The 11,974-nt window shown below is 71.7% G+C and carries 11 protein-coding genes; 2 read left to right on the top strand and 9 right to left on the bottom strand.

The window, feature by feature from the left end; translation table 11 throughout:
* Positions 1-102: 102 nt before the first annotated feature.
* The 5 genes from OG623_RS18540 to OG623_RS18520 all read right to left on the bottom strand — a co-directional run bounded on the left by OG623_RS18540 (position 103) and on the right by OG623_RS18520 (position 4,435).
* On the bottom strand, positions 103-1,167 hold the full coding sequence (locus OG623_RS18540) for an aspartate-semialdehyde dehydrogenase (protein WP_406147806.1): 1,065 nt from the start codon (positions 1,165-1,167) through the stop codon (positions 103-105).
* A complete protein-coding gene (locus tag OG623_RS18535; RefSeq protein WP_406147805.1) occupies positions 1,164-2,438 on the bottom strand; it encodes an aspartate kinase in 1,275 nt (424 codons plus the stop codon). Before OG623_RS18535 ends, OG623_RS18540 begins: the two co-directional genes overlap by 4 nt.
* A 239-nt stretch (positions 2,439-2,677) precedes the next feature.
* Positions 2,678-3,337 (bottom strand): DUF5063 domain-containing protein, encoded by a 660-nt coding sequence (locus OG623_RS18530; protein WP_362894980.1) that lies wholly within the window; start codon positions 3,335-3,337, stop codon positions 2,678-2,680.
* A 95-nt stretch (positions 3,338-3,432) separates the two neighbouring features.
* A complete protein-coding gene (gene recR / locus OG623_RS18525; protein WP_014155423.1) occupies positions 3,433-4,032 on the bottom strand; it encodes a recombination mediator RecR in 600 nt (199 codons plus the stop codon).
* A gap of 61 nt (positions 4,033-4,093) precedes the next feature.
* Positions 4,094-4,435 carry a YbaB/EbfC family nucleoid-associated protein gene (locus OG623_RS18520; protein ID WP_406151893.1) on the bottom strand — a complete coding sequence of 114 codons (342 nt, stop codon included), beginning with the start codon at positions 4,433-4,435 and terminating at the stop codon, positions 4,094-4,096.
* Positions 4,436-4,795: 360 nt separating this feature from the next.
* Here OG623_RS18520 and OG623_RS18515 point away from each other — a divergent pair, with 360 nt between their 5' ends.
* Positions 4,796-5,581 carry an SLATT domain-containing protein gene (locus OG623_RS18515; RefSeq protein ID WP_406147803.1) on the top strand — a complete coding sequence of 262 codons (786 nt, stop codon included), beginning with the start codon at positions 4,796-4,798 and terminating at the stop codon, positions 5,579-5,581.
* A 27-nt stretch (positions 5,582-5,608) separates the two neighbouring features.
* On the opposite strand, the gene OG623_RS18510 is transcribed toward OG623_RS18515, so the two are convergent.
* The 3 genes from OG623_RS18510 to OG623_RS18500 all read right to left on the bottom strand — a co-directional run bounded on the left by OG623_RS18510 (position 5,609) and on the right by OG623_RS18500 (position 8,567).
* On the bottom strand, positions 5,609-6,259 hold the full coding sequence (locus OG623_RS18510) for a hypothetical protein (RefSeq protein ID WP_406147801.1): 651 nt from the start codon (positions 6,257-6,259) through the stop codon (positions 5,609-5,611).
* Between the two features lie 131 nt (positions 6,260-6,390).
* The gene (locus OG623_RS18505) at positions 6,391-7,104 is read right to left on the bottom strand and encodes a GntR family transcriptional regulator (RefSeq protein ID WP_406147799.1); all 714 of its coding nucleotides are present in this window, start codon (positions 7,102-7,104) and stop codon (positions 6,391-6,393) included.
* A gap of 89 nt (positions 7,105-7,193) precedes the next feature.
* Positions 7,194-8,567 carry an aspartate aminotransferase family protein gene (locus OG623_RS18500; protein WP_406147797.1) on the bottom strand — a complete coding sequence of 458 codons (1,374 nt, stop codon included), beginning with the start codon at positions 8,565-8,567 and terminating at the stop codon, positions 7,194-7,196.
* A 205-nt stretch (positions 8,568-8,772) separates the two neighbouring features.
* Between OG623_RS18500 and OG623_RS18495 the strand changes: the two genes are divergently transcribed.
* Complete coding sequence (locus tag OG623_RS18495; protein ID WP_406147795.1) at positions 8,773-10,494, top strand: serine/threonine-protein kinase; 1,722 nt, start codon at positions 8,773-8,775, stop codon at positions 10,492-10,494.
* Between the two features lie 24 nt (positions 10,495-10,518).
* Here the strand turns inward: OG623_RS18495 and OG623_RS18490 are convergent, their stop codons facing one another.
* A complete protein-coding gene (locus tag OG623_RS18490) occupies positions 10,519-11,970 on the bottom strand; it encodes a helix-turn-helix domain-containing protein (RefSeq protein WP_406151892.1) in 1,452 nt (483 codons plus the stop codon).
* Between the last annotated feature and the right edge of the window lie 4 nt (positions 11,971-11,974).

Here is an 11,974-nt window from a genome sequence, read left to right as displayed (position 1 = left end):
ATCGTCGGGCACGCCAACGCCCCAGCTCAAGAGGTTCAGACCAGCAACTTCCTCACAGGGCGCACACAGATCCTACAAAACAGGTTCGATCAGGTACGTCGATCAGGTACGAGGAAATTCACCGGCCACCGACTCGGCGATCTGGGCCACGTTGAGAGCGGCGCCCTTTCGGAGGTTGTCGCCGCAGAGAAACATGTCCACGGCGTGGGGATCGTCCATCGACTGCCGCACGCGGCCCACCCAGGTCGGGTCGGTGCCCACGACATCGGAAGGCGTCGGGAAGTCACCCGCCGCCGGGCTGTCGAAGAGCACCACTCCGGGCGCGGTCGCCAGCACCTCGTGCGCCCGCGCCACGGACACCTCGTTCTCGAAGCGGGCATGCACGGACATGGAGTGCGTCGCGACGACGGGCACGTACACACAGGTCGCGGTCACCTTCAGAGCCGGCAGACCCAGGACCTTGCGGCACTCCTCGCGGATCGCCAGCTCCTCGGACGACCAGCCGTCCCCGGCGTCGGTCCCGGCCCACGGCACCACGTTCAGCGCCACCGGAGCGGCGAAGGGGCTCTTGTCCCCGTCTCCCAGCGCCCGTCGCACGTCCCCGGGCCGGGTGCCCAGCTCCGTGCCCGCCACCAGGGCGAGCTGCTCACGGAGCGCGGCGACGCCGTCCAGGCCCGCGCCGCTCACCGCCTGGTAGGACGAGACGATCAGCTCCCGCAGCCCGAATTCGGCGTGCAGCGCACCGACCGCGACGATCAGCGACAGCGTCGTGCAGTGGGGGGACGCGACGATGCCACGCGGTCTCAGCCGCGCGGCATGGGGGTTGATCTCGGGGACGACCAGAGGCACGTCGTCCTCCAGCCGGAAGGCCGCCGAGTCGTCCACGACCACGGCGCCCGAGGCGGCGGCGACCGGCGCCCACCGCGCGGACACCTCGTCCGGCACCAGGAACAGGGCGACGTCCACGCCGTCGAACACGTCATCGCCGAGCGGGAGCACCTCGGCCTCCTCGCCGCGTACGACCAGCTCGGCGCCGGCCGCACCCGGGGAGGCGATCAGTCTGACCTCGCCCCAGACGTCCTCGTGCTGCGAGAGGATCTGGAGCATGACGCCGCCGATCGCCCCGGTCGCACCGACGACCGCGAGCGAAGGGCGGCGTCCTGTCATCGGCCGGTGCCCCCGTAGACGACGGCCTCGTCCTCGGAGTCGCTGTCGAGTCCGAAGGCGGTGTGCACGGCGCGCACGGCCTCGTTGACGTCGTCGGCACGGGTGACCACCGAGATACGGATCTCGGACGTCGAGATCAGCTCGATGTTCACGCCGACGTTCGACAGCGCCTCGAAGAAGCCCGCGGTCACCCCGGGGTTGGTCTTCATGCCCGCGCCGACGAGGGAGATCTTGGCGATCTGGTCGTCGTAGCGCAGGGAATCGAACCCTATGCCGGCGCGGCTGCGCTCCAGGGCGTCGATGGCCTTGCGGCCCTCGGCCTTGGGCAGGGTGAACGTGATGTCCGTCAGGCCGGTCGAGGCGGCCGAGACGTTCTGGACGACCATGTCCATGTTGACCTCGGCGTCCGCGATGGCGCGGAAGATCGCGGCGGCCTCGCCCGGCTTGTCGGGAACACCGACGACCGTGACCTTGGCCTCGGAGACGTCGTGGGCGACTCCGGAGATGATGGCGTGCTCCACCTGCTGGTCCCCTTGCGGCTCGTTGCTGACCCAGGTGCCGCGCAGTCCCGAGAAGGACGAGCGGACATGGATCGGGATGTTGTAACGGCGTGCGTACTCGACGCAGCGGTGCAGCAGCACCTTGGAGCCGGACGCCGCCAGCTCCAGCATGTCCTCGAAGGAGATCCAGTCGATCTTCCGGGCCTTCTTCACGACCCGGGGGTCGGCGGTGAAGACACCGTCCACATCGGTGTAGATCTCACAGACCTCCGCGTCCAGCGCGGCGGCCAGCGCGACAGCGGTCGTGTCCGAACCACCTCGACCGAGGGTCGTGATGTTCTTGCCCTCCTGGCTCACGCCCTGGAACCCGGCGACGATGGCGATGTTGCCCTCGTCGATCGAGGTCCGGATGCGGCCGGGCGTGACATCGATGATGCGCGCTTTGTTGTGGACCGAGTCGGTGATGACACCGGCCTGGCTGCCCGTGAAGGACTGGGCCTCGTGGCCCAGGTTTTTGATCGCCATCGCCAGCAGGGCCATGGAGATCCGCTCTCCTGCGGTCAGCAGCATGTCGAACTCACGCCCGGCAGGCATCGGAGATACCTGCTCGGCGAGATCGATCAACTCGTCCGTCGTGTCGCCCATCGCGGACACCACGACAACCACCTGGTTGCCGTTCTTCTTGGCGTCGACGATTCGCTTGGCGACACGCTTGATGCCTTCGGCATCGGCTACGGAGGAGCCTCCGTACTTCTGCACGACAAGGCCCACGTGCGCTCCTCGCTCAATAATGGTGCGGTCGGCTCAGTTTAACGAGCAGTCCGGAATCAACCTGTCGGTACCGGATCGTGAGATGTCCCGCTCACCCACCGGAACGACATGCGCTCCGAACTGCTCGTACCGGGCTGTTGCCCGCTTCCCCGGCCCGCACGCCTCTTTGTGGCCCAGGACACAGCAGACGAAGCAGGTCACACCGACCTCGCGGGCCCCGTCGCAACGCCGTCGCGGACCTACAGCACCGAGCGCAACCCCAGCGGCCCCGCGATCTCCTCGGCCATCACCCGTCCGGCTTCCTCGGCCAGGGTCCCGTCCCCGGGGTCCTGGTCGGTGTCCAGGCCGTCGAGCTCCTGGAGCGGCTGGTTCAGCCGGATGTGCGCGATCAGCGACTGGAGCGCGCGCAGGGCCGCGGAGGCGGTGGAGCCCCAGTTGGAGAAGTACGAGAACTGCCACCACCACATGGCCTCCGCCGTGCGGTCCGCCTCGTAGTGCGCGAGGCCGTGGCCGAGGTCCGTGACCAGGTCGGCCAGGTCGTCGGAGATCCGGTGGGGCACGGGCGCCTTGCGGGGCTCGTAGGGGTCGAAGACCTCGGAGTAGACATCGATGGGCTCCAGGAGCTCGGCGAAGCGCTCACGCAGCCCGTCGGCGTCCGGCTCTGCGCCCAGGTCCGGCTCGTAGCGTTCGTCCGGAAGGATGTCCTCGTACGCGCCGAGTCTTCCGCCGGCCAGCAGGAGCTGGGAGACCTGGAGGAGCAGGACCGGTACGGCCTCCTCGGGCTCCTCGGCCTTGGACACCTCGGTGACCGCGACGATGAACGTCTTGATCTGGTCCGCGATCTGGACGGCGAAGTCGTCCGGATCCTGCGTGACGGAGTTCAGCGTGGCTTCAGACATCGAAGGGACCTCCCGTGGGCACGGTCACGAACGGTGGCACGAACGGTGGGTAGAACATAGCGCCGCCGCGCGGAGAACCGCAGTCGGATGCCGGGTCACACATCGAGCAGCCGCCTCCCCTCGAAGGCGCGGCCGAGGGTGACCTCGTCGGCGTACTCCAGGTCGCCGCCCACGGGCAGCCCGCTGGCGAGCCGGGTGACCCGCAGGCCCATCGGCTTGACCATCCGGGCGAGGTACGTCGCGGTCGCCTCGCCCTCAAGATTGGGGTCGGTCGCCAGGATCAGCTCCGTGATGGACCCGTCCGCGAGACGGGCCAGCAGCTCCCTGATGCGCAGATCGTCGGGGCCTACGCCCTCGATCGGGCTGATCGCGCCGCCGAGCACGTGGTAGCGGCCCCGGAACTCACGGGTCCGCTCGATCGCCACGACATCCTTGGGCTCCTCGACCACGCAGATGACCGAGCGGTCACGGCGCGCGTCCCGGCAGATGCCGCACTGCTCCTGCTGGGCGACGTTGCCGCAGATCTCGCAGAAGCGGACCTTGTCCTTGACCTCCAGGAGGGCATGGGCGAGACGGCGTACGTCGGTGGGCTCGGCCTGCAGGACGTGGAAGGCGATCCGCTGCGCGCTCTTGGGACCGACGCCCGGCAGCCTGCCCAGCTCGTCGATCAGCTCCTGAACCACGCCTTCGTACAACGGAACGCCTCTCCCTTTTCCTGCTCGTACCGTATCCGGTGTGCCGGGGCGGCCACAGGGGTCAGAACGGGAGCCCCGGCAGACCGCCGCCGCCCAGGCCCTGGGCCAGCGGGCCCAGCTTCTCCTGCTGGAGCTGCTGTGCGTTCTGGTTCGCCGCCTGGACCGCGGCGACCACCAGATCGGCGAGCGTCTCGGTGTCCTCCGGGTCCACCGCACCCGGGTCGATCACCAGGGCGCGGAGCTCGCCGGACCCGGTCACGGTGGCCTTCACGAGGCCACCGCCCGCCTGTCCCTCGACCTCGGTCCTGGCCAGCTCCTCCTGGGCCACGGCAAGATCCTGTTGCATCTGCTGGGCCTGCTGGAGCAGCTGCTGCATGTTGGGCTGGCCACCACCGGGAATCACGGTCACTCCTGGCATTTCGACGACGGATTGTTTCGGTACGCCGAGCCTACGTGTTCGCCGGACGCCGCGCCCCACCCGCCGGGGACCAACTCTTTCGGGTGAGTTCTGGAAAGCGCCTGCTGTGCTCCTATACCTGACCAGAGGCCGTGTCCACCCAGGAATCCCGCGATTTCGACCCCGCGGCCCACCATTCGGCGGTAGGAAGAGGGTGCGTATCCGTACCCATACGCAGAGCGAGGGTAACGCAGAGTTACGCGGTGGGGGCCCCGGTCATATGCCGGGATCCGCCCCCTCCGTGACCGAGAGCCGTGCCGATCCCCGTCGATACGCGCCCTACGCAGAGTGCAGAGGAGTGCCCCGGTGAGTCAGCCGGAGATGCAGCCCGAAGGGCCGCCCCGCAAGGAGTCCGGCGCGGCATCCGGTGCAGACACCGGAACCGAACGGTCCGGTTCACGCTACGGTTCGAGCCCACGGGACCTGACCGGACGCGCCTTCCCCCTCGGCGACTGGGGTGAACCCGCCGAGCGGCTCGACGAGCTCTACCGGTGGGTCGAGGCCGGTGCCATGGAGACCGCCGACTGGTATCTGCGTGACCGGGTCCGCAAACGGCGCACGGCCAGGCTGCTCAGGCTGGGCACGGCGGCGGGCGTGGTCGCGGGCGCGGCCCTTCCGCTGCTCGACCTGACCGGGGAGCTGCACGGGTCGGCCGGTCTGGGCTATCTGTCGCTGCTGCTGGGCGCCGCGTGCATGGCGTGCGACCGGTACTTCGGACTGACCTCGGGCTGGATAAGGAACCTCGCGACGGCACAGGCCGTGCAGCGGCGTCTGCAGACGCTCCAGTTCGACTGGTCATCGGAGTGCGTCCGCGAGGTGCTCGGGCCGACGGAGGGCACCGCCAGCGAGGCGGCGGAGCGGTGCCTGGGGGTGCTGCGGCGGTTCTCCGAGGACATCACCGAGCTCGTCCGCATGGAGACGGCGGACTGGATGGTCGAGTTCCGGGCAGGGCCCGCGCCCATGGGGATGCAGTCGCTGGTGTCGGGCGGTCCTGGCGGCCGCGCCGAGCCGGGGACGGCTCCCGGCCGGCTCACCCTGCCGGTGGCCCGGCCGAACATGCCGCGCCAGCGGCCGCCGGAGCCGCCCCGCTGAAGGCCGGAGCGGCATGGCCGGCGGCGGTCAGCTGAAGATGATCATCGAGCCCTGCGCGAGGCTGCGGGTGGCCGCCGCGTGCAGGCCCAGCCAGACGTGCCGCTCCCGGGCGAAGGGACTCTCGTCGTACGGAACCGGATCGGCCGGCTCCTCCAGCGTGGTGGGACCGGCGGGCGGAGCGGGGGCGGCCGGCGGGTTGGCCGGGTCGATGCCGATGGACGGCGCGACGAACTCCAGCTCGCGCAGCAGGCCGTGGGAGGATCCCAGCGGGCCGCCGCCCTCCAGGAGCTGGTCCTCGGAGAGCGGATGGGGGAAGTCCACCGGGACGTACGACCCGGCGTGGTCGTAGTGCCAGACCAGGTGCGATTCCTGCGCGCTCTGCTCGAACATCTCCAGCAACTGCTCGTAGTCCCCGCCCAGTTCGTCGACGGGTGTGACGGCGAGGCCGCTCAGCTGGAGCAGATAGGCGCGGCGCAGGAAGTGCAGTGCCTCGTAGTCGAAGCCGGCGACCGGGGCGACGTCCCCGGTGAGCCCTGGCATGTAGGCGTAGACGGGCACGGGCGGCAGCCCCGCCTCGGTCAACGCCTTGTCGTAGACGGCGATCTCTTCGGCGAACGGATTGTCGGGGCTGTGGCACAGCACATCGACGAGGGGGACCAGCCACAGGTCACAGGCCACGAAGTCTCGCTCTCCAACGGGTTCGTGCGATGGTCGGGACAGCGTAATGCGGCCATGGACCCCACGCACAGGGTGCGGCCGGCCGAGGACCTTCGCACGCTCGGCGGCGGCGCCCGGCAGACGCCCGGCTCTCAGGCGTGGCCCGGGTGCGGCGGGTCGCCGGCGGCCAGCCGGTCCGCCCAGCCCAGCCCGTGCGCGTGATAGGCGTCCAGGGCCACGCGCACGGCGGGCCCGTCGGCGGCCGTGATCGCCTCCACCAGCTCCTGGTGGCCGCTCCACAGCCAGTCGCGTACGTCGCCGTCCCCGCGCAGATACGGGACGGCGAAGGCCCAGGCCTGCATCCGCAGCCGCTGGAGGAAGTCGTTGATGTGGGCGTTGCCGATGACGGCGCCGAGCTCCCGCCAGAACCGCAGGTCGTAGCCGATGAGGATGTCGAGGTCACCTCCGCGCGCCGCCCGTGCGGCCTCCTCGCCCCGGCGGCGTACGGCGACGAGGGCGGCCCGGTGGGCGCCGATCACGGTGGGCGCCGAGCCGGTTCCGTCGAAGATCCGCCGGTACACCCCGTCTATGACCAGGGCGCGCGCCTCCACCATCGACCGGTAGTCGGCGACGCTGAATTCACGGACGTGGAAGCCGCGGTGCTGGTCGGATTCGAGCAGTCCCTGCGCGGAGAGGTCGAACAGCGCTTCCCTGACGGGCGTCGCGGAGACCCCGTACTGCTCGGCGATCTGCTTCACGGTGAACTCCACCCGCGGCCGCAGACGCCCCGCGAGCACCTCGTCACGCAGTGCGTCGGCGATCTGCTGCCGCAGCGTACTGCGGGTCACGCCTCCGCCCGCACCCATGACGCCCCTCCCCTTTCCCGGTCCGGGTCACCTTAGACCGATCCGCGCAGGGGGCCGTGCGGCAGGGAGGGCGTCGGGTCCCGCGGTCCCTACACGGTGTGCTCGTCGGCGACCGAGAGGGCCGTGTCCAGGGCGGCCAGCCCCTCCTTCGCCTCGGCCTCGGTGATGTTGCAGGCGGGGACGACGTGGGTGCGGTTCATGTTGATGAAGGGCCACAGACCGTTCTTCTTGCAGGCCGCCCCGAAGGCCGCCATCGGGGCGTTCGCCTCACCGGTCGCGTTGTACGGGACCAGGGGCTCGCGGGTCTCCCTGTCGCGGACCAGCTCCAGCGCCCAGAACGCGCCGAGACCCCGCACCTCGCCGACGGACGGGTGGCGCTCGGCCAGCTCGCGCAGGCCGGGGCCGAGCACATGCTCACCGAGGTGCGCGGCCCGCTCGACGATCTTCTCCTCCGCCATGACGCCGAGCGTGGCGACGGCGGCGGCGCAGGCCAGCGGGTGACCGGAGTAGGTGAGTCCGCCGGGGTAGGGGCGGGTCTCGAACGTGGCGGCGATCTCGGCGCTGATCGCCACTCCGCCGAGCGGCACATAGCCGGAGTTGACGCCCTTCGCGAACGTCATCAGGTCAGGCACCACGCCGTCGTGGTCGGCGGCGAACCACGCGCCCGTGCGCCCGAAACCGGCCATCACCTCGTCCAGCACGAACACGATGTCGTACCTGTCGCAGATCTCGCGGACGCCCGCGAGATATCCGGGCGGCGGCGTCATGATGCCCGCCGTGCCGGGGATCGTCTCCAGGACGACGGCGGCGACGGTCGTCGGGCCCTCGTAGGCGAGCGTGTCCTCCAGGTGCTGGAGTGCGCGGGCGCACTCCTCGGCCTCCGTCTGCGCGTAGAACGGGGACCGGTAGAGGAACGGCGCCCAGAAGCGGACCACGCCCGCCGACCCGGTGTCGGAAGCCCAGCGGCGCGGATCGCCGGTGAGGTTGATCGCGGTGGAGGTGGCGCCGTGGTACGAGCGGTAGGCGGAGAGCACCTTCGTGCGGCCCGTGTGGACGCGGGCCATGCGGACGGCGTTCTCGACGGCCTCGGCACCGCCGTTGGTGAAGAAGATCTTGTCCAGGTCGCCGGGGGTGCGCTCGGCGATGAGACGCGCCGCCTCCGAACGCGCCTCGACGGCGAAGGCCGGGGCGAACGTGGTGAGGCGGCCGGCCTGCTCCTGGATCGCGGCGACGACGGTCGGGTGCTGGTAGCCGATGTTGGTGAAGACGAGACCGCTGGTGAAGTCCAGATAGCGGTTGCCGTCGTAGTCCCAGAAATACGCCCCGTCGGCGCCGGCGACGGCGAGCGGGTCGATCAGGCCCTGGGCGGACCAGGAGTGGAACACGTGGGCGCGGTCGGCGGCCTTCACGGCCGCGCCCGCTGCGGGGTCGGCGTACGGGGTGCGGGGGGCATCGGGGCTCATGCGGTGAGCGTATGCGGCGGACCGGCCCGTCCTCCATGGCCACTGTGTACGGCGTGGGCCTCCTGGCTCGGCAAGGTGTCGCGTCCCGGCGTCCGGAACCGGCGGGACCGGCACCGGAGTCCTCCAGGGGTGAGGCCGGCGCCCCGGAAGGCGCCGCTATTCTCGACCCACGGTCCGCCATGGCCGTACGGGGAGGAAACGCACCATGGAGAAGCTGGGTACCGGCGATCCGCAACGCATCGGCACCTACCGGCTGCTGGGGCGTCTCGGCGCCGGCGGGATGGGCCAGGTGTTCCTGGCCCGCTCGGACCGGGGCCGCACCGTCGCCATCAAGCTGGTGCGCCCCGAACTCGCCGAGCTCCAGCAGTTCCGCGACCGCTTCAGGGCCGAGGTGCAGGCCGCCCGGCGGGTCGGCGGAGCCTGGACCGCGCCGGTGCTCGACTCCGGCACGGACGCCGCGGTGCCGTGGGTGGCCACCGGTTACGTCGCCGGGCCCTCGCTCCACCGCATCGTCTCCGGCACCCCCGGCATCCCGCCGGCCGGCCCGGGGGCGTACGGTCCGCTCCCCGGACGCTCGGTCCGCATCCTGGGCGCCGGGCTCGCGGAGGCCCTCCAGGACATCCACGGCGCCGGGCTGATCCACCGCGATCTGAAACCGTCCAACGTCCTGATGACGATCGACGGGCCCCGGGTCATCGACTTCGGGATCGCCCGCGCCCTGGAGACCGTCGCCGACGGCGGCCTCACCCGCACCGGCGCGCTGATCGGCTCACCCGGTTTCATGGCGCCCGAGCAGGTGCGGGGCGAGCGGGTGACGACCGCGTGCGATGTGTTCTGTCTGGGCTCGGTGCTGGCGTACGCCGCGACCGGCCGGCTGCCGTTCGGCACGGAGGACAACGGGGTCCACGCGCTGATGTTCCGGATCGCCCAGGAGGAGCCCGACCTCACCGGCATACCCGCCGACCTGGTCGAGCTGATCGGGGACTGTCTGGCGAAGGACCCTGCCGCGCGGCCCTCCACGGATTCCCTCCTGGAGCGGCTGGGAGAAACGGACACGACGGAGCCCTGGCTTCCGGGGGCGCTGATCGCCCAGCTGGGCCGGCACGCCGTGGAGTTGCTGGATGCGGAGGACCCGGAGGAGGGCCCGGCCCCTGCTCCAGCTCCGGCCCCTGCTCCGGCAGGGCCTGCGGCGGGGGGCTTCGCGGACAGCCACCGGGCGCAACCGCCCACGCCCACGCCGGCTCGCGCGCCCGTCCCTCCCACGCCGGCGCCGCGGGCGACTCCGGTCCCGCCCGCGTCCTACGGCTACCCGCACGGGCCCACCCCCGTCCCCGCCCACGGATACGGGGCCACTCCCCCGTACGGCCCGAGCGCCTTCGCCCCGCCGTCACCCCCGCCAGGGCGCCGTCGCGGTGCGGGCCCCACCGTGCTGCTGGTGGCCGTCGCGCTGGCCGTGGCGGCGGGCGCGGGCTGGGGGGTCTACTCCTTCATGCGCGGCGAGGGCGGCGACCCCACGACCTCGCCGACCGGCACGGTCTCCCCGTCCGGTGACGGCTCCTCGCCGGACGGCAGTGTCCCCTCCGGATTCCTGGGGACATGGTCGGGCGTCATCGACGGCGGCGGGGGTGAGTCCGCCCGCCAACTCGTGGTGCGGCAGGGCGGGGTGGGTGACACCGTGCTGTCCCTGACCGCCGAGGGCCCCCTCGACGGCGGCGGCTCCTACCACTGTGTGTTCCAGGCCGAGCTGGACGGCAAGCCCTCCCCCGACGGGCCCGTCCGTATCGGCCCCTCCCGCGTCACCAGGGGCGAGCCGAAGACGTCGTGCACCCCTGGCGAGGCCACCGTGCTGACGCTCCTGCCCGACGGCACCCTGCGCCGCGAGATCACGTCCAGCGGCCAGAGCCTGACGTACACGAAGACGGACTGAGCGACGCCCCGAAGGACGGCACGGTCACCCCGCGATGTCCACCGCCCGGAACGCGAGCCACAGGTCGTGGCGCGCGCTCGGGGTCTGGAGCAGCGACCTGCGCAGCAGGGCTTCGAGCCGGGTCAGGCGCTTGCGGGCGCCGGGCACCGAGATGCCGAGTTCGGCGGCGGTCGGGCTCAGTTGGGCCTCGCGGCGCAGCCATGTCCGCAGGGTCTCCTGCGCGGTCGGCCCGGCCTGCTCGACGATCCGCAGCTGCTGGGCGGCCCAGTCCTGGACGCCGGGGTCGCGCAGGACCGTGTCGAGGTCGTCGGGCACCGCCTCGCTCCCGGGGCCGGAGCGGTGCAGGGCCGGGGTGGCCCTGATCCGCAGGGCGAGATCGACGGCCGCCTGGTCCGCCACCCGGTTGAGGTCGAGGCCGAGTAGTTCGCCGACGAACTTCAGCCGGGCGGCCAGGGTGTTGCGGTGGATCTTCAGATGCCGGGTGGCGTGGGAGGAGAACGCCAGCCAGGACGCGACGGTCGCGGACAGCTCCTGGCTGCCCGGGTCCTGCGAGCGGCGCGGCACATGGGTGAGGAGGGGCGCGAGGAGCGCATCGGCCCAGCGCACCCCGGCGGCGCCGACGACCAGCGCGGGATCGGTGGCGGCGCCGAATCCGGCATGGCGCCCGGGGAGTCCGCGGGCGACGGCGAGGGCGTGGAAGGCCTGCTGATAGGCGGTCGCCGTGTCGGGCAGCCGTACCTTCTCGCTGACCCCCACGACGCAGTCGTCCACGAGTCCGGCGACGGCAGGGCCGAGCGAACGCCCGCTCTCCGCCCCCTCCGCCTCGTCGTCCGCGGGCGCTATCAGGATCAGATGGCGCGCGTAGACCGGGCAGCGCACGATCCACGTACGGCCGCCCGAGGCGTCCGCGCAGATCCGGGCCACCTCGTCCCGCTGTCCGCCCGAGCACTCGACGACGCAGACGCGTACGGGGTCGGGGAGCTTCGGCCGCAGGGCGCCCGCCACCTGGTGGGCGATGGAGAGCTGACCCGTCATCACCAGATGCAGCACCGCCTCGCGCCCCCTGGACTCCGCGAGATCCACCCGCCGCCGCTTGCGTTCGACGCTCTCCGACGCCCAGGAGAGCGCCAGCGGCATCACCGCGTCGGCCATCAGGGTGCTCAGCCCGCCCGGCAGTGGCTTGGGGGCGACGAGGGCGAGGACCGGGCCCCGGCCGTCGGCGGTCCGGTCGAGGGGGAGCAGCAGCGCGGCGCACGCGTCGGTGTCCAGCGAGTAGGAGCCGGCGCCGCGGGCCGTCAACTCCCGTGCCGCCCGCGCGGCGAGCCCGGCCGCCTCGTGCCCCGGCCATCGGGTGTTGCCGGTCACGGCCTGGAGCACGGTGCCGTCCCCGTCCACGAGCCCCGCCCAGCCCTCAGCCCGCTGGGCGAGCCGGCGCAGCAGTTCCGGCGATCCGCCGGTCCGCGCCAGCCGGTACATCAGC

The sequence above is a fragment of the Streptomyces sp. NBC_01012 genome, assembly GCF_045162755.1.
Lineage (GTDB): Bacteria > Actinomycetota > Actinomycetes > Streptomycetales > Streptomycetaceae > Streptomyces.
The sequence above is the reverse complement of the archived record's forward strand: the minus strand, read 5'-3'. Positions and strand labels throughout refer to the sequence as shown.

Excerpts from the sequence above, each read along its gene's own strand:
- OG623_RS18500 (WP_406147797.1), bottom strand. The coding sequence starts at position 8,567 with ATGAGCCCCGATGCCCCCCGCACCCCGTACGCCGACCCCGCAGCGGGC.
- OG623_RS18540 (WP_406147806.1), bottom strand. The coding sequence starts at position 1,167 with ATGACAGGACGCCGCCCTTCGCTCGCGGTCGTCGGTGCGACCGGGGCG.
- OG623_RS18495 (WP_406147795.1), top strand. The coding sequence starts at position 8,773 with ATGGAGAAGCTGGGTACCGGCGATCCGCAACGCATCGGCACCTACCGG.
- OG623_RS18490 (WP_406151892.1), bottom strand. The coding sequence starts at position 11,970 with ATGTACCGGCTGGCGCGGACCGGCGGATCGCCGGAACTGCTGCGCCGG.
- OG623_RS18505 (WP_406147799.1), bottom strand. The coding sequence starts at position 7,104 with ATGGGTGCGGGCGGAGGCGTGACCCGCAGTACGCTGCGGCAGCAGATC.
- OG623_RS18530 (WP_362894980.1), bottom strand. The coding sequence starts at position 3,337 with ATGTCTGAAGCCACGCTGAACTCCGTCACGCAGGATCCGGACGACTTC.